Here is a 17707-nt window from a genome sequence, read left to right as displayed (position 1 = left end):
TTCAGTCGGCTCGCACAGAGTCGTTCGGGGCCGGGTGGGATATTTAGGGCTATGCGACAAGGACTTGCGTCCTCCACGATCTTCAGTCTCGCGACCGATCTGCCGGCCGCCGAGCCGCTCGCGCTTGGGGCTTCCGATCTCGATGCCGCGACCCTGGTAGGCGACGGCATCAACCTCCCGTGCTCGATCCGCAAGCTCAATGCCGCGGGCGCCACGCTCCACCATGATGCCGAACTGAGCCAAGGCGACGCGCTCTCACTTATCCTCGCCAGCGGCCAAAGCCTTTCGGGCACCATCGCCTGGGAAACCGACGACGCGGCCGGTTTCGTATTCGACGCGCCGATCGACGTAGTGGGGGCGCTGGCGCGCACGCTCGCCAGTCTTCCCGCCGAGCGTCGCCAGATGCCGCGCATCGAGCTCCACCAGACGGTCAGCCTAAATCACAAGGGCGCGGTAGAGTTCACGCGCAGCCGCAATCTCTCGCAAGGCGGCGCGGCGATCGAATCTCGGCGCGTGTTGCTGCCCGGCGATCCGGTGCAGATCAGCTTCGACGGACTTCGCCCCATCGACGGCACGATTAAATGGGCAAGCGAGGGTCAGGCCGGCATCGCCTTCGACGAGGCGATCCCCTGGCAGGTGCTGATGCCATGGCTGCGCCAGGTTCAACAGACGCCCGCGCATCCCATCCGCTCAGGCGTATTTCCCCCTGCAGGGCTTATCCCCGACGCCCATGCGATCCAGCTCGATTCCCCTGCACGTGTTCGCGAAGGCGTGCGTTGGTGGAACGTGCAGATTCGTGGCCTGACTTCGCAGCTTGTCGAGTTCGAGACGCGTGCACCGCTGGCGCAAGGCACGCCGCTGTGGATCGCGCTGCCGCATATCGGTGGCGCGCCGGCTTCGGTGATCGAGAGCGATCACCATCGCTTTCTATGCGAATTCCGGCTGCCGCTGCGCCCCAGCGACTTGCATCTGATCTCTGGCCGCCACTCCGCTTGAACGGCCGCCGGCGCAAGTTTTCCCGGCAACGGCCGTTCCTTGCTCTGGGCCCCGCGTTGCGCGCGGGCGTTTGGTCTGGGTTCGGCGTGACGCGCACCAATTAGTTCTTGCCGCCGGCAGCGAGGCCGCCGGCGGCAAGTTCTCCCGCTAGTGGATCGACGCGATCTCGCCTTCGCAAACCGGTCCGGAGCGGCCCGCGGCCATGGCGAAGGTGCACAGCGCGACATAGCAGAGTGCAGGCACGATCATCGCAAACGCATAGCCATTGGCGCCCGAGACGGCGCCGACCAGCAGCGGCAGTGCCGCGCCACCGACAATCGCCGTGCAGAGCAATCCCGATGTCGCCTCCTCGCTTGCAGTTGAGCGCTCCAGTGTCAAAGTGAAGATCACCGGAAACATGATCGAGTTGAACAGGCCGATGGAAAGTGCGACGAAGCCTGCCGTTACCCCGCCCACGGCGAAGACGTAGAGGCAGAGCGCGGCGGCGACGGCGGTAAACAACGCCAACAACCGCGAGGCGCGGACGAAGCCGAGCAGGGCCGAGCCGATTGCGCGGCCGACCACTGCGCCGAGCCAGTAAAGCGCGGTCGCCTTGCCCGCCTGTTCGAGCGAAAGGCCGACGACACCGTCCTGCGGCACCATGCTGGCCACGAAAGGCAAGCCGTACAGCGCGTCGGACTGGCCCCACACGCTATCCGAATTGAGGAACAGCGCCATCTGCGTGCCTATCGCCACTTCGGCGCCGACATAAAGAAAGATGCCCAGCCCGCCGAGCAGCGCCCAGCGCGACGAAAAGGCATCGGCGATCAACCGGAACATGCCGACCTGCGCCGCGCTCGACGTGGCGGGCGTGGCGGCCGAGACAAGGCGGCGCGTGGCCCAGAAGAACAACAGCAGCGCGACGATCAGCCCGGCGAACCAGAAATAGGCCATGTCGATCCCGGCCAAGGCCTGGGCGCGCACCGCATCGGTGACCACCGTGCCCGGCTTCACTTCCAGGCCCTTGAGGAACAATTCGGCGCCGAGGATTGGGCCGATTACCGTGCCGATCGAATTGAACGTCTGACTGAACGTCAGCCGGAAGTGGCTGTATTTGGGATCGCCGAGGGCCGCCGCGAGCGGATTTGCCGCGACCTGAAGCACCGTGATGCCGCTGGCGAGGATGAACAGGCCGAGCAATACGAGGCTGAATATGGCGAGGTTGGCCGCCGCGAGCATCACCAGACAGCCCGCGATCATCGCACCGAGCGCAATCAGAATCGTGGGTACCGACTTCATCCGGGCAAGCAACGCGGCCGCCGGAAAGCTGGTCAGCCCATAAGCGGCGAAGAACGCGGCGGCCGCCGCTTGTGCTTCGAAATCGCTCAGCGTGAAGATGCCTTTCACCGCGGCGACCAGCGGATCGACCATCGATGTGATGAAGCCCCATGCGAAGAATAGAGTGGTGACGGCAGCAAACGCCGCCATCGTCTGTGTCGAGCGTGCGGATGCCACGGCTGTCTCCCTGCGATTCGCCGTCCGCGTCACGCGCGGCGGCTTGATGGCGGAGCGTGGGCCGACAACGTTGCCAAAGTCAAGCATCGCTACGCCGAACTGCATTAGGCGCTCGCGCTCGTGGCTTGCTTTGCCTATTGAGTAGGGGATTCAGCGTGCGGGCTCTGCGATGGAGCCGAGCGGGAGAGACGGTAAGTGATTAGCGACGCGAGATTGGGGCGCACCATGCGCCGGGCCGGCATGTGGACAGTGGCGGCGGCAGCGATCGCCGCGCCGGTGTTCGCGCAGCAGACTCCGCCCGCGACGCCGCAGACCGCGCCGATGGTCCAAGCCGTCCCCGCCCCCCTGCCGCTGCCGACGCTGTCGTCCGCCCAGACCGCGTTGCTGGCGCCCCTGCTGGCCGATGCCGGCTTTGCACAGGGCCTGCGCCACGACGGTACGCGGCCGCCCGCTCCTTCAGGCAATGACGCGCTGGTTCGCGCCGCGCTCGATTATGCCAGCGCGGTGCATTCGGGCCGGCTCGACGCCAGCGATTTCCAGCAGGATTGGGGCCTTCGCCCCGCCGCTTACGATCCGCTTCCCGCCTTTTCCGAGGCAGTGCGGCAGGATCGCCTGGCGCAGTGGCTGCGTTCGCTGCCGCCGCCTTATTCGGGATATGACGCGCTGCAGGGCGGCCTGGCCACTTATCGCAAGATCGAAGGCGCGGGGGGCTGGCCCAAGCTCGCAGCGGGTGCAGACCTTGCAGTAGGCGCTTCGGGCGCACGCGTGGCGGCCTTGCGCAAACGCCTGGCAATCGAGGACAGCCAGCTTGCCGCCGCCGGCGACAAGTTCGACGCGGCGCTCAAGGACTCCGTGGTCCGCGCCCAGCGCCGCTATGGCCTCAACCCGACCGGAGTGGTTTCCAGCGGCACGCTTGCTGCGCTCAACGTGCCCGCCGCCGACCGCGTCCGCCAGATCATGGCCAATCTCGAGCGGTGGCGCTGGCTGCCGGCCGAGCTTCCCGCCAAGCGCATCCAGGTCAATATCGCAGCGGCCGTGCTCACCGTGTTCGAGGGCGACGCCGCGATCGCATCGATGAAGGCAGTGACCGGGCGCCCGGGCAACGAGACCCCGATGCTCCAGTCGAAGATTCATTCGATCGTGCTCAATCCGCCCTGGAATGTGCCCGCCGGCATCGCCCAGAAGGAATTGTGGCCCAAGGGCGAGGCCGCGCTCAAGGCACAGGGCTATAAGATCATCGGCACCGGCCCTAGCCGCCGCCTGCAGCAGCAGCCCGGCCCGCGCAGCGCGCTGGGGCTCTACAAGTTCGACTTCGACAACCCCTATGCCGTGTATCTCCACGATACGCCGGCACAGGCCGGCTTCGCGCGCTATGTTCGGCAGGACAGCCATGGCTGCGTCCGGCTCGAGAAGCCCGGCCCGCTTGCGCAGCTGCTGCTTCGCAACGATCCCGCCTGGCAGCCCGAGGCGATCCAGGCCGAACTGGGCAAGGGCAAGACGCTGCGCGTGAAATTGCAGGAGCAGGACCAGGTTTCGGTCTACCTGCTTTACTGGACCGCCTTCGCCAATGCGAACGGCACGATGAATTTCCGCGCCGATCCCTATGGCTGGGACAAGACGCTTGCGGCAAAGATCGAGAAACGTTCCGCAATTACCGCCGCCGCGGTATCCGCGCGCTAACAAGGGAAAACACCGCCATGAAGATCAAGACCATCGCCCTGCTCGCTGCCTCCGGCCTTGCGCTTGCCGCATGCCACAACAAGCCCGAGGAACAGCCGGCTGCCGAAACCAACGTGACCAACATGGCAATCGAGCCGGCCAATTTCGCCAATGTCTCGACTGAGGCGCCTCCCGCGACGCGCATCGACAATGTTGCAGACATGACGACCCCGCCCGCCGCGACGCTCACTGCCGATGAGCAGACCGCCGAAGACGCGGACGCGACCGGCATGACTTCGCGCGTCAATCGCGACGAAGGCGGCAACACCGCCCAGCCGGTTCGTTAAGGCTGATCGCGCCCGGGGGCGGGCCAGACGATGCGCAAGCGCAGCATCCTGATCGTAGGCGGTGGCACAGCCGGTTGGCTGGCCGCCGCCTATCTTGCCCGCTTCCTCGAGCTATCCGATCACGGCCGGCTCGAGATTACGCTTTTGGAATCGCCCGAGATCGGCATTGTCGGCGTGGGAGAAGGCACTTTCCCGACGATCCGCGAGACGCTCAAATTCCTCGGCATCGACGAGAGCCGCTTCATCCGCGAGACCTCGGCGACCTTCAAGCAGGGAATTCGCTTCACCGACTGGGTCCGCACGCCGGAGAATGGCGCGCACAGCCACTTCTTCCATCCGTTCGAAGCGCCCTTTTATGCCGAGGGCGCCAATCTCGTTCCCTATTGGTTGCTCCAGGACGAGAAGACCCGGCCTCCATTTGCCGAGGCAGTGACGATCCAGAACCGGGTTGCCGACGCACGCCGCGCGCCCAAGCGGCCGAACGAAGGCGATTTCGATGGTCCGCTCAACTATGCCTATCATTTCGACGCACAGAGTCTTGCGCACGTTCTTGCCGAGCGCGCCCGCGAGCTGGGCGTCCGCCATCTCCAGGGCAATGTCGGCGGCGTCACGCTCGATGAGCATGGCGCCATTGCCCAGGTCTCAACGGCAGAACATGGAACACTCAGCGCCGACCTCTACATCGACTGCACCGGCTTCCGCGCGGAACTGATCGGCCGGGCGCTGCAAGTACCCTTCAAATCGGTGCGCAAGCATCTGTTTGCCAACGCCGCGGTCACCTGCAAGCTGCCCTATGACCGGCCCGATGCGCCGCTGGAGAGCTTCACCATCGCCACGGCGCATGAAGCCGGCTGGACCTGGGACATCGGACTGGCGGGCGCGCGCGGCATCGGCTGCGTCTATTCGAGCGATCACATCGGTCAGGACCGGGCCGAGGCGATCCTGCGTGCCCATATCGGCCCGCGCGACATGGAGTTTCAGACGCGCAATATCCCGTTTGAGACCGGCTATCGCGAGAAGCAATGGGTCAAGAATTGCGTGGCAGTTGGCCTGTCCGGCGGGTTCCTCGAACCGCTCGAATCCACCGGGGTATTGCTGATCGAAGCCGCGATTGGGATGATTGCCGAACTCTTTCCGCATAACGGCCCGATCGACGCCCCGGCTCGGCGCTTCAACCAGCTGATCGCAGCGCGCTACGATAACATCGTCAATTTCCTGAAGCTGCATTATTGCCTCAGCCAGCGCAGCGAGTGCTTCTGGCGCGAAAATGCCGATCCGGCCTCGATCCCCGAGCGCCTGCAGGAATTGCTCGAGGAATGGCGCTATCGGCCGCCGAGCCGCTACGATTTCACCCTCGATGTCGAGAGCTTCGCTTTCTTCAATTACCAGTACATCCTCTACGGCATGGAATTCCGCACCGATCTTTCGGCAGGTCGCGACGATTTCCCCAACGTCGCAGGGGCGGAGAAGCTCTTCCAGCGCATCCGCAATTTCGGCGAGCGCGCGACGCAGGACCTGCCCGCGCACCGCGCGCTGATCGCGCAGATCAACGCCGGCGCTTAGGCGGGACATGCAGCCAACCGGCGATCAGGCGCGTTCGACCGCCGATTGATCTGCGCGGGAGACGAGCATGACCCTGGAGACAGGCGAAAGTCCGCTGGACCATCTGCGCCGCATGGCCGCAGCGTATCGGCTGATCGCGCCGCCCCCCGCCCCGCCGCATGACTGGCCTGCGCGAGCCGAGCGCACGCTGGCCGACCTGCTCCACGCCCCGTCCGCCACGACCACGGAATATAGCGACCGCTATGTGATGCCATATCCGGACGGGCAATATCCCGATTCGATGGTGCAGATCGCGCTGATTACGACGCTGCGCAGCTATGCGGCGGCGCGGGGTGCGCCGATCCCGCTGGCCGAGGAATTGCGCCGCGGACTGGAGCGATTCTACGATCCTGAAGTCGGGACGCTGCGGCGATACTTGCCCAATGTGGGCGAGGAGAAAGACTATCACGCGGTCGATTCCTGGTATCTCTATCACCCGCTGTCGAACCTCGCCCGGCTCGCGCTGGAAGGCGATGAACAGGCGCGATCTTTGCTGCTCCGCTCGGTCGATTACGGAATCCGCGCCGCGCGCCATTTCGACTATGCCTGGCCGATCATCTACGACATCCGCGACTTTCGCGTGATCACCCAGCAGATCGACAGCGGACGCCCTGGCGAGACCGATGCCGGCGGGCTCTACGCCTATTTGATGCTCCAGCTTCACGAACTGACCGGGGACACGGCCTATGTTGCCGAGGCCGAGGCGGCGTTGGAGGCCGCGGAGGGCCATGACCTCGACTTGATGTACCAGCTCAACCTCACTGCATGGGGCGCGGTTGCATGCCTGCGGTTGTGGCGCATTACCGCCGATCGCGCCTGGTTCGATCGCAGCTATTATTGGCTCGCGAACCTGCTCCGTCATTGCGCGCTGGAAGAACGCCGGGAGGGCGCCGCTGCGCATTATCCGACCTTCATGGCCGCGACCTGCATGTACAATTCGGACTATTTCGCGCCGCTCGAGGATTATGAATGCTGGCAGGCGCTGGGCGAATATCTGGCGCTGGGCGGTGAGGAACTCGATCCGGCGGCGCGGCTGCTGGCCGAGGAATTCCGCCACCATGCGCTGCACCGTTGCTGGTTCTATTATCCCGACATGTTGCCTACGGAAATCCTGGCGACCGAGCAGGAATCGGGGATTATCGACCGGTCCTTGAGCTTTCCGATCGAGGATCTTTATCCGGACGGACGGCCCGCCGGCCAGATCGGGCAGGAAATCTATGGTGCCGGAATGGCGTTCGTGTTTGCCGCGGAGGCGCTGAAGAACGCCTAATTGACCGTCTCGCCGGGTTCGGTGCCCCAGATGTGGCTCTGCTCGACATAGCCACCGCGGCCGCGGACATCGAGCCAGCACCAGCCGCCGCTGCACTTGCTGATCCGCCCGACCACGCCGGGCGCGGCGCGCCAGTTGATCCGCGCGTTGAAATTGGGGGCGGACCGCATTTCCGTGACGGTGCCGACCACCATTGCGGTGCGCGCATCGCTCAGCAGATTGACTTGCATCCAGCCCTGGGTGCCGTCCGGATCCTCGATCTTGCGCCACTCGCCATAGATGTCGATCACCTTGATCGGCAGATCCTCGCGCTGATAGAGCCAGCTTGCCGGATAATTGCGCCCGGGTCCGGTGCGCATCCGCGCCTTTTCGGCCGCGATCGACGCGAAATAGGGCGGTTTGCGCTGGGCGAGCGCCGGGATCGCCAGGCCGCACGCCACCAGCGCCAGCAAAATCCAACCGATGATCCGCGTGCGCTTGCTTGCCATCCGCGACCCTTATCCCGAGCGCCGCCAACGCTTCAACCCGTTGACTGTGCGTGTCGCTGCGGCCAATCCGCCCTTTATGGCACAGGCTCCCCGCCCCGCGCGTCCCAGGGTGTTCGTCACCCGCTCGCTTCCAACGAACGTCGAGGCGCGCATGGCCGAACTGTTCGATACGCATCTGAGGGCTGATGACGCGCCGCTGGCCCGGGGGGAGCTGGCGGCGGCGATGGCGGATTGCGACGTTTTCGTGCCCACCGTCACCGATCGTGTCGATGCCGAGCTGATCCATGCGGCGCCCGAGCGCCTGCGCCTCATCGCCAATTACGGCGCCGGGGTCGGCCATATCGACCTCAAGGCCGCCCGCGAGCGGGGCATCGTCGTGACCAACACGCCGGGCGTGCTCACCGAAGACACTGCCGACATGGCGATGGCGCTGATCCTCGCCGCGCCGCGCCGATTGGTCGAGGGCGACAAGCTGGTTCGCTCGGGGCAATGGACCGGCTGGACCCCCACGGGCATGCGCGGCCACCGGATCGGCGGCAAAAAGCTCGGTATTCTCGGGATGGGCCGGATCGGGCAGGCAGTCGCGGCGCGGGCACGAGCCTTCGGGCTGCAGATCCATTATCACGGCCGCCACCGCGTTCCCGAAGTGCTCGAAGCCCAATTGGGCGCGACCTTTCATGCCGATCTCGACGACATGCTCCGCACGGTCGACCTATTGACGATACACACGCCCCACACTGGATCGACCGGAGGGCTGATCGACGCCCGCCGCCTCGATCTGCTCGGTGCGCAGGGTTGGTTGATCAACACGGCGCGCGGCGAGATCGTCGATCCCGAGGCTTTGGTGGACGCGCTGCAGACCGGTCGCATCGCAGGCGCCGGGCTCGACGTGTATGTGGGCGAGCCCGCAGTAGATCCGCGGCTGATCGCGCTCGATAATGTGATCGTCCTGCCGCATCTCGGCTCGGCCACGTTCGAGGGGCGGGAGGCGATGGGAATCAAGGTAATCGCCAACATCCGTGCCTGGTCCGACGGGCACCGGCCGCTGGATCAGGTTCTTGACGGCTGGCTCTGAGCGCTAGAGGCCGCTCAGCCACTCCGTGATCATTGCCCGCCCCGCTTTGACTGCGCCGGCACCATAAGCGTCGTGAGCGCTGCGCAGGCCTTCGGGGCTGTTGCCGGCCTGCAGGACAGTGTCCGCGCCGCTTTCGAGCCACGCCTCAAACCGCGCATCTTCGCCCATCTCGGCATGGAACTGCAATGCGAGCAGTTCCGGGCCGCGGCGAAACGCCTGGTGTGCGTAATTGTCCGTCGAGGCGAGCAATTCCGTTCCCTCGGGCAAGTGAAAGGTGTCGCCGTGCCAGTGCAGCACCGGCACGCCGGCCACATGCCGCAATGGCGAATCCTCGCCCGCCGCGTGCAGGCTGACCGGGGCGAAACCGATCTCCTTGACCGGTCCGGTATAGACCTCCGCCCCCATTGCCGCGGCGATCATCTGCGCGCCCAGACACACGCCCAGCGTCGGCAGCCCGCGCTCGATGCGTGCCGCCAGCCGCTCGATCTCGCAGCGTATCCAGGGATGCGCGTCCTGCTCGTACACGCCCATGGGGCCGCCCATGAGGATCACCAGATCGGGTTCGGTCAGATCGAGCTGCCAGAAGCCCGGATCGATGACGTCGAGCCGCTCAAGATCATAGCCGGCCGCCTCGATCGGCTCGCGAAACCCTGCGATCCCCTCATAGGGAACATGCCGAACGATCAGACCCTTCTTCATCGCGGGCCAAGCTAACGGATGATGGCGGGAGCGCCAGCCAAGGCTTTCTTGGCTGCGAGAAACTCAATCCCCGGTCAGGATGCGATCGACCAGCTGCTTCACCGTCGGCACGAAGCCGTTCGAATAGAACGGATCCTTCCGGAAATTATACGCGCCATGGCCCGCGAACATCAGATTCTCGTCGGTAGGACCGCCATGGGCAATGTCCTGCAGCGTCTTCTGGATGCAGAAGCTGCGCGGATCGGCGAGGCGGCCGGTCGAGTTGGTCTCGCTGTCTGCCCAGCTCGAAAATGCGCACTGGCTGAGGCAGCCCATGCAATCGGCCTGATCCTTTCGGATCATCGCCTTTTCGTCCTCGCTGACGAAGATCAGCGTGTTGTCGGGCGTCTTGAGCGCGGAGGTGTGGCCAAGGCCATACCATTCGCGGGCGCGCTGCAAATCACCCAGCGTCACCCAGAAATTCTTGCCCTTCACGCCCACATCGAGCTGATAGGCGTGATCACCCGCATGCTCGGTCGAATAAGCGATCTGGCGCTCCGAGCGCGCTTCGAGCGAGCGCAGGAACGGATTGCGCACCGCCGACGAATAGAAGCCGGTCGGCGAGAAGCGGTGGAGCAGCACGTCGCCGGGCTCGATCTCCATCAGCTTGCTCTTCCAGCCCTCGGGGATCGGACTTTCCTGCGTGAGCAGCGGTCGGGTGCCGAACTGGAAGACGATCGAGCCGAGCTCGGGATTGTCGATCCAATTGTCCCAGTCGCGCAGATACCAGACGCCGCCGGCCATCACGATCGGCACGGTATCCGCGATACCGCCCTTGCGCATCACCTCGCGCAGTTCCTTGACGCGCGGATAGGGATCCTGCGGCTTCAGCGGGTCCTCGGCATTCGACAGCCCATTATGCCCGCCCGCGAGCCACGGATCTTCATAGACCACTGCCGAGAGCCATTCCCCGGCCTTGGAATACGCACGCTTCCACAGCGCGCTGAAGGCGCGGCCGGAGCTGACGATCGGCAGATAGGTGACTTCGTGACGCGCAGCGATCTCGCTGAGCTTGTAGGGCATGCCAGCGCCGCAGGTGACGCCGGCGACCATCCCCTTGGTCCGGCTGAGCACGCCCTCCAGGATACGCTGGGCACCGCCCATTTCCCACAGCACGTTGATGTTGATCGCGCCCTTGCCGCCGGCAATATCCCAGGCCTTCTTGACCTGCTGGACGGCCCCTTCGATCGCATATTCGATCAGCTCTTCATGGCGCTCGCGCCGCGTGAGGGCATTGTAGATCTGCGGAATGATCTTGCCTTCGGCGTCGTAACTGTCGGCGTTGACGGCGCTCACCGTGCCGATACCGCCAGCAGCGGCCCAGGCGCCGGCGCTGGCGTGGTTCGTGGCAGCTACGCCCTTTCCGCCCTCGACCAGCGGCCAGACTTCGCGGCCGTTATACAGGATGGGCGTAAGACCCTTGAACACATTGCCTCCAACAAAATTCGGCGCTGGCCTAGACCGATCGGCCACAACAAGCGAGTAACAAATGTTACCTCAGGACCCCCGGCCGGCCCATGGCTTCGCCATATAGCCGGGCATAGGACGAGACCATTTCCGCCTCGTCGTACAACGCACGGGCGCGCTCGCGGTTCGCTGCGCCGATATATCTGCGAAGATCGTCATGCTTGGCGAAGATGTCTAGCCGGTCGCGCAGCAGCAGTTCGGTGCGCTCGGGCGCGATATATTGGCGGTTGGGCTCGCAGACCATCGCCTGGATATCGCCCACATCGGGCGCGACTACCGGCAGCCCCGCCGCCATCGCCTCGATCACCGAAATCGGCGCCTGCTCGCTCTTTGACGAGAGCGCGAAGATATCGAACAGGCCCATATATTTCTGCGGATCGGGCAGGAAGCCAGTGAGGATCACATTATCCTCGATCGCCATCGCCTCGGCCTGATCGATGATTGCCTGGCGTTCGGCGCCTTCGCCGACGATCACGAGCTTGAAGCGGCTGTTGAGGCCTGCGCAGGCGCGCACCAGCATCGGCAGGTCCTTGACCGGACGAAGCCCGGCCACCGCGCCGATGAAGATCTGCCCAGGCTTACGATTGCGCAGTTCGGGGATCAGCTTGGGATCGGGCTTGCCGGCATAGAGCGCGGTGTTCACCCCATTGGGGATGCGCCGCAGGCGATCGGGCGGCTGGCGCCATTGGGTCAGTGCCAGTTGCTGGAGTTTCTCCGAGGGCACCACCAATGCGTTTGCTGCGGGCAAGGCGATCCGGCGATACATGTTGCGCACCGGATTGAGCCGCACCGCCTCATCGGCATTGAACCCGTCCTCATGGTGCACGATCGGAGGCAAATCCTTGCCAAACACCCGCGCCGCCATCACGCCATCGATCGCGCCCCAATTATAAGTGAGCACGAGATCGAAGCGCCGCATGTACCGGGCAATGGTCTCGTAGCGCTTGACCGAGGGCTTGCCCGAAAGCGGCGGCGGATCGAGCGCGATCTCGTATTTGATCCCCTTGGCGATCGCGTCGCGCGCGGAGAGCTGATCGGGCATCGCCGAGACGATCGTGTGCCGCGCCTTGTCGCCGAACGCATTCATCAGCCGGACGGCGCGTGCTTCCTTGCCGCCGAGGTTGAAAGTGGAATGTAAGTGGAGGATGTGGATGGCCATGCTGCGGCGGTGTTAGCCAAGTCGGTATCGCCGGGAAAGCGCGGATGCAGGACAAAGAGAAAGGGGGCCTTTCGGCCCCCTTCCCTTTTACACGATCGTGCGTTGCCTCAGAACTCAGCGGTAAAGCGCCCATAGAGGAAACGGCCGTTGAAGCCGAACGGCGAGAAGCTGCTGTACGGCTGGTAATAGGCGTCGACCGGATACTGACCGCCCACCGCCGTCGGGCGGTTCCCGGTCGGGCGGGCATCGGGATAGACGTCGAACAGATTGTTCGCGCCGATTGCGAAGGTCGCATGCTTCTTGAAGGTCCAGCGCACTTCCAGATCGGTGACCCATTTCGGCGACAGGAACAGATCGTCCGGACCATAGGCGGTCAGGCTGGTCGCATTGGGCGCGAGCGGGGCAGTCGCGCCGGGCGCGATCACCTTGCCATAGCGCGTGGTGCGTGCGGTGAGGCCGAAATCACCGATATCGCCGTCAGTGCTGAGCACGATCTTGTCGCGCGGCTGACCGTCGGTGAAGCGGATGCCTTCGAGCCGGCCGAACAGGATCAGGCCGGGGATCGTCGAAACGCCGGTCAGATCGTTGATCCGGCGATCGATCTTGTTCTTGTTGCGGTTATACGCCGCCGAAAGCGACCAATTGCCGAGCCCTTCGAGGTTGGTGCGATACGTTGCAACAACGTCGACGCCCTCAGTGGTGGTGTCGAGGCCGTTGATGAAGAAGCGCGCCGCGCCCACCGACTGGAAGCCGTTGGCATCGAGGATCGCCTTCACCGCGGTGTTGACCGCCGCGGTTCCGCTGCCCGCCGCGCCGAGATTCTCGGTGAGGACGATGCGGTCCTTGATCTTGATGTTGTAATAGTCGGCAGTGATGTTGAACCCGCGGAACGGATTGAGCGTGGCGCCGGCGCTGAAATTGACCGATTTCTCCGGCTTGAGCGGCTTCGAGCCGAGCGCCCGCGCCACTGCGCTGGAGACCGGCTGGGTGCTGATTTCCACCGGCACGCCCGAGATGAAATTGGTCGAGGTGGTGGTGAAATATTGCTGGTGGAGCGACGGCGCACGGAAGCCGTTCGACACCGATCCGCGGACCGCGAAGCCGGGGGCGAATTCGTAGCGCGCGGCGAGCTTGCCGTTGATCGTCTCGCCGAAGTCCGAGAAATGCTCGTAGCGGCCGGCGGCGGTTACCGTGAACCCTTCGAAAATGTCGGTATCGAGTTCGAGATAACCGGCATAGCTGTGACGGCTGACATCGGTGGTGGCGCTGACCGGGAAGCCGGGGAAGCCCTGCGCGCCGACCAGGGCGGCGCGGCCTGGGAAGCTGCAGACGCTGGTGCCGGCATTATAGACGCCGCCGAGCGTGGTGCAGTTTGCCGCAGTCGTGGTCTGCGAGGCCATGAAATAGGGCCCGATCGCATAGGACTGAGTTTCGCCCGGGCGGATGTTGAAATCCTCGTTGCGATATTCGGCGCCCACCGCGAAGGTCAGCGGCTTGGCCAGCCCCATGTCGAATTCGCGGCTGACATCGAGATTGGCGGTCAGCTGACCGAACTGCAGCCCGCCCGAATCGAAATCGCGGAGCGACTGCGGCCCGTAAGAGGTGTTGAGGCTGTTCTCGGTCCGGTAATCGAACTTGTTGTTGCCATAGACCAGCGACAGATCGGTGGACCACCCGCCGATATCGCCGCGGATGCCGGCCGCGACCGAATAATCGGTCAGGTCCGAATGGATGAACGGCAGGAAGCCATCTGCGCGCAGCGGCACGAAATTGGCCGTGGTCGGGGTCGTCGCGGGGGTGATCACCGAGAAATCACGGTTGTTGGCCGCCGAGGACTGCCGCCAGTTCGCGGCGCTCAGGCCATCGCGCTTCGAATAGGAGCCGAAAGCGTAGAGCTCGAAATCGCCGAGCGGCAGGCCGAAATTGGCGAAGACATTGACGTCTTCGGTCTTGGGATCGCCATATTGGAAGTTGAGGCGGTTGAACGTCAGTTCGCGGGCGTCGAACGCCGCGGTCGGGCGGTTATAGTTCGGGCGCAGATCATATCCGGCGCGATTGGTGTTGTCGCGATCCCGATATTCGGCGGTGAAGTTCATAAAGCCTTCGGCGCCGAGCGGCAGGCCGATGTTGAAGCCGAGCGTCCAGAGATCGCCGTCATTGGCCTTGCGCTCGCCGCTGCGGGTGGCGGAGAGGATACGGCCATCCGCAGGATCGAACGAGGCGGCATTGGCGGTCAGCCCGGTGACGTTCGGCACGCCGTCGAGCGTGGTGACGTACTTGCCATAGCTCACCGAGGCGCGGCCGCCATGATTGGCGCGCTTGAGCTGGACGTTGATCACGCCCGCGATCGCGTCCGAGCCATATTGCGACGATGCACCGTCGCGCAGGACTTCGATGCGCTCGATCGCCAGCGCCGGGATGGTGTTGAGATCGACCGCAGCCGAGCCGCGGCCGACCGATCCGTTGATGTTGAGCAATGCGCTGACGTGGCGGCGCTTGCCGTTGACCAGCACTAGCGTCTGATCCGGCGCCAGGCCGCGCAGTGAAGCAGGGCGAATCACGTCGGTACCGTCGGTGATCGAAGGCTGGGGGAAGTTGAACGAAGGCACCAGGTTATTGAGGATCTTGTTGGTCTCGCCGAGGCCCGAATTGGTCAGTGCATCGGAGGAAATCACGTCGATCGGCACGGCGCTGTCGGCGACGGTGCGGTTCGCGGCGCGGGTACCGGTGACCACAACGGTGTCCTGCGGCGAAACGTCCGCGCCCTCGTCGACGGCGGCGGTCTGGTCGGCGGCGGGCGGCGTCGCTGCCGTCTGTGCGGCTGCCGTAGCGGCAAATGCGAAAGCGGATGCAGTGACGGAAAGTGCAGTAAGGATCGTACGGCGCATGTTGCCCTCCCTTTTGGCCAAAAACCCCAGATAATTGGCGCGGTTAACTGATGTGTAGGCACACTATGCAGCGGCGACACCGATACAAAAGAGAAACATTTGGATGCCGCAAGGAAAGTTCGGCTACTGTGTCGGAGGCGCAACATAATTAACGGGCGGATGCCTGCGCGCGGCGGCTATGCTTTATGGTGCTAAATCGAGCGGCTGGGTGCCCGCACGAGGTTGACAGAGCGCACCGCTTCCCTTAGCTGCGCCCTTCCTCCTGCCGGGTCACCCTGGCGGGCACATGCTTTTGTTAGAGAAGAGACCCATGTTCGCTATCGTGCGCACGGGCGGCAAGCAGTATCGCGTTGCCGCTGGAGACAAAATCGTCGTCGAGAAGCTCGACGGTGAAGCCGGTTCGACCCTTACGCTGGGCGACATCCTGCTCGCCGGCGAGGGCAGCGAGCTGAAGTCGGTCGAGGGCCTGACGGTCTCGGCGGAAATCGTCGCGCAGGCGAAGGCGGACAAGGTTATCGTCTTCAAGAAGCGCCGCCGGCATAACTATCGCCGCAAGAACGGCCATCGCCAGCAGCACACGATCCTGAAGATCACCGCCATCGGTGCCCAGGAAGAGAAGAAGAAGGCCGCGCCCAAGGCGAAGAAGGCCGATGCTCCGGTTGCCGAGGCTGCTGCCCCGGCCGCTGAAGCGTAAGCAGGAGTAGCTTAATATGGCACATAAGAAAGCAGGCGGCTCTTCGCGCAACGGTCGCGATTCGGCAGGCCGTCGCCTCGGCGTCAAGAAGTTCGGCAGCGAAGCAGTCGTCGCCGGCAACATCATCGTGCGCCAGCGCGGCACTAAGATCTATCCGGGCGTGAATGTCGGCATGGGCAAGGACCATACCCTCTTCGCGCTCGTCGACGGCCGAGTGGCGTTCAAGCAGGGCAAGCTTGGCCGCAAATTCTGTTCGGTAGACATGATTGCGGAAGCGGCCGAATAACATCGGGTAACCAGCCGGGTTGCCCACCAGGGTGATCCGGGATTTCACACGAAATCCGAAAAGGGAGACGGGTCACCCCGGCTCCCTTTTTTATTTTCTCCCGCGAAATGCCGGTGCAACCGGCGCGTCATAGTGACGCGCCAAGGGGCACCGCAGACCAAGGAGAATGGTCATGTTCGTGCGGACGGAAAGACTGACGCTGCGGCCCGGCTGGGCAGAGGATGCGCACCTGGTTGCGCAGGCGATCGGGCATGAGGAAGTGGTGCGCAACCTTGCCCGCGCGCCCTGGCCCTATCCCATCGAGGCCGCCCAGACCTTCGTCGAGAGCTTCGACGGCGTTGCCGAGCCCAAATTCCTGATCTTCGAGCATGCCGGCGACGGCGTCCGGCTGATTGGCGGCATGGGAATCGGCGCGCACAAGGACGAAGCGCACGAGCTCGGCTACTGGCTCACCCCCAGCGCCTGGGGCCGCGGCTATGCGACCGAAGCGGGCGCCGCCGTCCTCCGCGCCGCCAAGGCCGCGGGAGTGCGCCAAGTCAGCGCCGGCCATTTCATCGACAATCCGGCATCGGGCCGCGTGCTGCGCAAGCTCGGCTTCCGCCCGACCGGCCGGATCGTCTCGCAATATTCGCGCGGACGCGGCGCGGAGGCGCCGACTGCGCGCTACACGCTCGATCTTGCCGAGGGAGACCATTGCGGCGGCATGGACCCGGACGCGCGAATGGCGGCGTGACCGACTGACGGGCGGCAGGCCGATCTCCCGGCCCGCCGCCCGTTGCCGTTGCGCCGCAGGATTTCTCGCCGAGATCAGCCGATCCGCTGGACAAGCCGCGCGGCGGCTGTTCAACTGATCGGGTCTTCAAGGGGGAAGTGCATGCAGTCCGTTCGTATCGCCATTACCGCCACAGCTGTCCTGTTCGCCGCGCCCGCCGCCGCTCAAGCCGGGCAGCAAGCGAGCTTCAATATCGGCACCGTTGCCGTGGACGTCCCGCTTCCGTCCGGCTTCTGCATGCCGACGGGCACGGCTGTCGCGAAAGCCCGGCTCGGCGTTGCCAGCGACCCCGATAATATGACCCACGCGACCTTCTATGCCTGCAACCAGATGAGCAACGACACACTCAGCGATTACTTCCTGATCAAGACGCCGAAGAATTTGCTCAACACGCCCATGACCCGCGAGGCAGTGATTGCGGCGCTGACGGCGGAGATGACGAATCCCGAATTTTCGGCAGCACGGCTTTCCGACGAGGCAGGATCCAAGGCGACCAAGTCGATCAGCGAAGCGAGCGGCACGGCAACGAGCGTCAGCACCGACATCCGCCCGCTCGGCCGCGACAAGGACTGCGCCTATATGGGCGGCCTCGTCGCCGCCAACACCAATGGCACGATCTTCGCGGTAAATGTCGGCGGCTGCATCACTGCGGTCGGGGACCGTATCGTAATGGTCTTCCGCTACACCAAGGGCACCGTTCCGGCAGCCGCGGCGGCGATACTTCCCGAGGCCCGCAAGCTCGCCATGGCGATGCGCCCAAAGTGACCGAATG

At 64.5% G+C, this 17707-nt stretch carries 16 protein-coding genes; 10 read left to right on the top strand and 6 right to left on the bottom strand.

Going from position 1 to position 17707, the window contains the following annotated elements; all coding sequences use genetic code 11:
• Positions 1 to 51 precede the first annotated feature (51 nt).
• A complete protein-coding gene (locus ACZZZM_RS10210; protein ID WP_463594994.1) occupies positions 52 to 996 on the top strand; it encodes a PilZ domain-containing protein in 945 nt (314 codons plus the stop codon).
• A 147-nt stretch (positions 997 to 1143) separates the two neighbouring features.
• Here ACZZZM_RS10210 and ACZZZM_RS10205 read toward each other — a convergent pair whose 3' ends face one another.
• Positions 1144 to 2490 (bottom strand): MFS transporter, encoded by a 1347-nt coding sequence (locus ACZZZM_RS10205; RefSeq protein ID WP_463594993.1) that lies wholly within the window; start codon positions 2488 to 2490, stop codon positions 1144 to 1146.
• A 225-nt stretch (positions 2491 to 2715) separates the two neighbouring features.
• On the opposite strand from ACZZZM_RS10205, the gene ACZZZM_RS10200 reads away from it, so the two are divergent.
• From ACZZZM_RS10200 to ACZZZM_RS10185, 4 genes are all read left to right on the top strand, one after another.
• Positions 2716 to 4170: a L,D-transpeptidase family protein gene (locus ACZZZM_RS10200; RefSeq protein WP_463594992.1), complete on the top strand. Its 1455-nt coding sequence runs from the start codon at positions 2716 to 2718 to the stop codon at positions 4168 to 4170.
• A gap of 17 nt (positions 4171 to 4187) precedes the next feature.
• Positions 4188 to 4496: a hypothetical protein gene (locus ACZZZM_RS10195; RefSeq protein ID WP_463594991.1), complete on the top strand. Its 309-nt coding sequence runs from the start codon at positions 4188 to 4190 to the stop codon at positions 4494 to 4496.
• Between the two features lie 30 nt (positions 4497 to 4526).
• Entirely contained in the window at positions 4527 to 6059 is a 1533-nt protein-coding gene (locus ACZZZM_RS10190; protein WP_463594990.1) for a tryptophan halogenase family protein, read from the top strand.
• Between the two features lie 67 nt (positions 6060 to 6126).
• Positions 6127 to 7368, top strand: a complete 1242-nt coding sequence (locus ACZZZM_RS10185; RefSeq protein WP_463594989.1) for a hypothetical protein — start codon at positions 6127 to 6129, stop codon at positions 7366 to 7368.
• On the opposite strand, the gene ACZZZM_RS10180 is transcribed toward ACZZZM_RS10185, so the two are convergent.
• A complete protein-coding gene (locus tag ACZZZM_RS10180) occupies positions 7365 to 7856 on the bottom strand; it encodes an SH3 domain-containing protein (RefSeq protein WP_463594988.1) in 492 nt (163 codons plus the stop codon). The genes ACZZZM_RS10185 and ACZZZM_RS10180 overlap by 4 nt on opposite strands.
• 76 nt (positions 7857 to 7932) lie before the next feature.
• Here ACZZZM_RS10180 and ACZZZM_RS10175 point away from each other — a divergent pair, with 76 nt between their 5' ends.
• Complete coding sequence (locus ACZZZM_RS10175; RefSeq protein WP_463594987.1) at positions 7933 to 8931, top strand: 2-hydroxyacid dehydrogenase; 999 nt, start codon at positions 7933 to 7935, stop codon at positions 8929 to 8931.
• A gap of 3 nt (positions 8932 to 8934) precedes the next feature.
• Here ACZZZM_RS10175 and ACZZZM_RS10170 read toward each other — a convergent pair whose 3' ends face one another.
• The 4 genes from ACZZZM_RS10170 to ACZZZM_RS10155 form a co-directional block, all read right to left on the bottom strand.
• A complete protein-coding gene (locus ACZZZM_RS10170) occupies positions 8935 to 9630 on the bottom strand; it encodes a glutamine amidotransferase (RefSeq protein WP_463594986.1) in 696 nt (231 codons plus the stop codon).
• 63 nt (positions 9631 to 9693) lie between these two features.
• On the bottom strand, positions 9694 to 11097 hold the full coding sequence (locus ACZZZM_RS10165; protein ID WP_463594985.1) for an NAD(P)H-dependent flavin oxidoreductase: 1404 nt from the start codon (positions 11095 to 11097) through the stop codon (positions 9694 to 9696).
• A gap of 64 nt (positions 11098 to 11161) precedes the next feature.
• Positions 11162 to 12295: a glycosyltransferase gene (locus tag ACZZZM_RS10160; RefSeq protein ID WP_463594984.1), complete on the bottom strand. Its 1134-nt coding sequence runs from the start codon at positions 12293 to 12295 to the stop codon at positions 11162 to 11164.
• A 107-nt stretch (positions 12296 to 12402) separates the two neighbouring features.
• Entirely contained in the window at positions 12403 to 15183 is a 2781-nt protein-coding gene (locus ACZZZM_RS10155) for a TonB-dependent receptor plug domain-containing protein (RefSeq protein WP_463594983.1), read from the bottom strand.
• Positions 15184 to 15493: 310 nt separating this feature from the next.
• On the opposite strand from ACZZZM_RS10155, the gene rplU reads away from it, so the two are divergent.
• From rplU to ACZZZM_RS10135, 4 genes are all read left to right on the top strand, one after another.
• Positions 15494 to 15877: a 50S ribosomal protein L21 gene (gene rplU, locus ACZZZM_RS10150; RefSeq protein ID WP_463594982.1), complete on the top strand. Its 384-nt coding sequence runs from the start codon at positions 15494 to 15496 to the stop codon at positions 15875 to 15877.
• Between the two features lie 16 nt (positions 15878 to 15893).
• Positions 15894 to 16163, top strand: coding sequence for a bL27 family ribosomal protein (gene rpmA, locus ACZZZM_RS10145; protein ID WP_463594981.1), 270 nt, complete (start codon positions 15894 to 15896; stop codon positions 16161 to 16163).
• Between the two features lie 172 nt (positions 16164 to 16335).
• Positions 16336 to 16896, top strand: a complete 561-nt coding sequence (locus ACZZZM_RS10140; RefSeq protein ID WP_463594980.1) for a GNAT family N-acetyltransferase — start codon at positions 16336 to 16338, stop codon at positions 16894 to 16896.
• A 141-nt stretch (positions 16897 to 17037) separates the two neighbouring features.
• Entirely contained in the window at positions 17038 to 17700 is a 663-nt protein-coding gene (locus ACZZZM_RS10135) for a hypothetical protein (protein ID WP_463594979.1), read from the top strand.
• The last annotated feature ends 7 nt before the right edge of the window (positions 17701 to 17707 follow it).

Source organism: Sphingomonas sp. AC522, from assembly GCF_979258125.1.
This window is presented reverse-complemented; position numbering and strand designations above follow the sequence as displayed.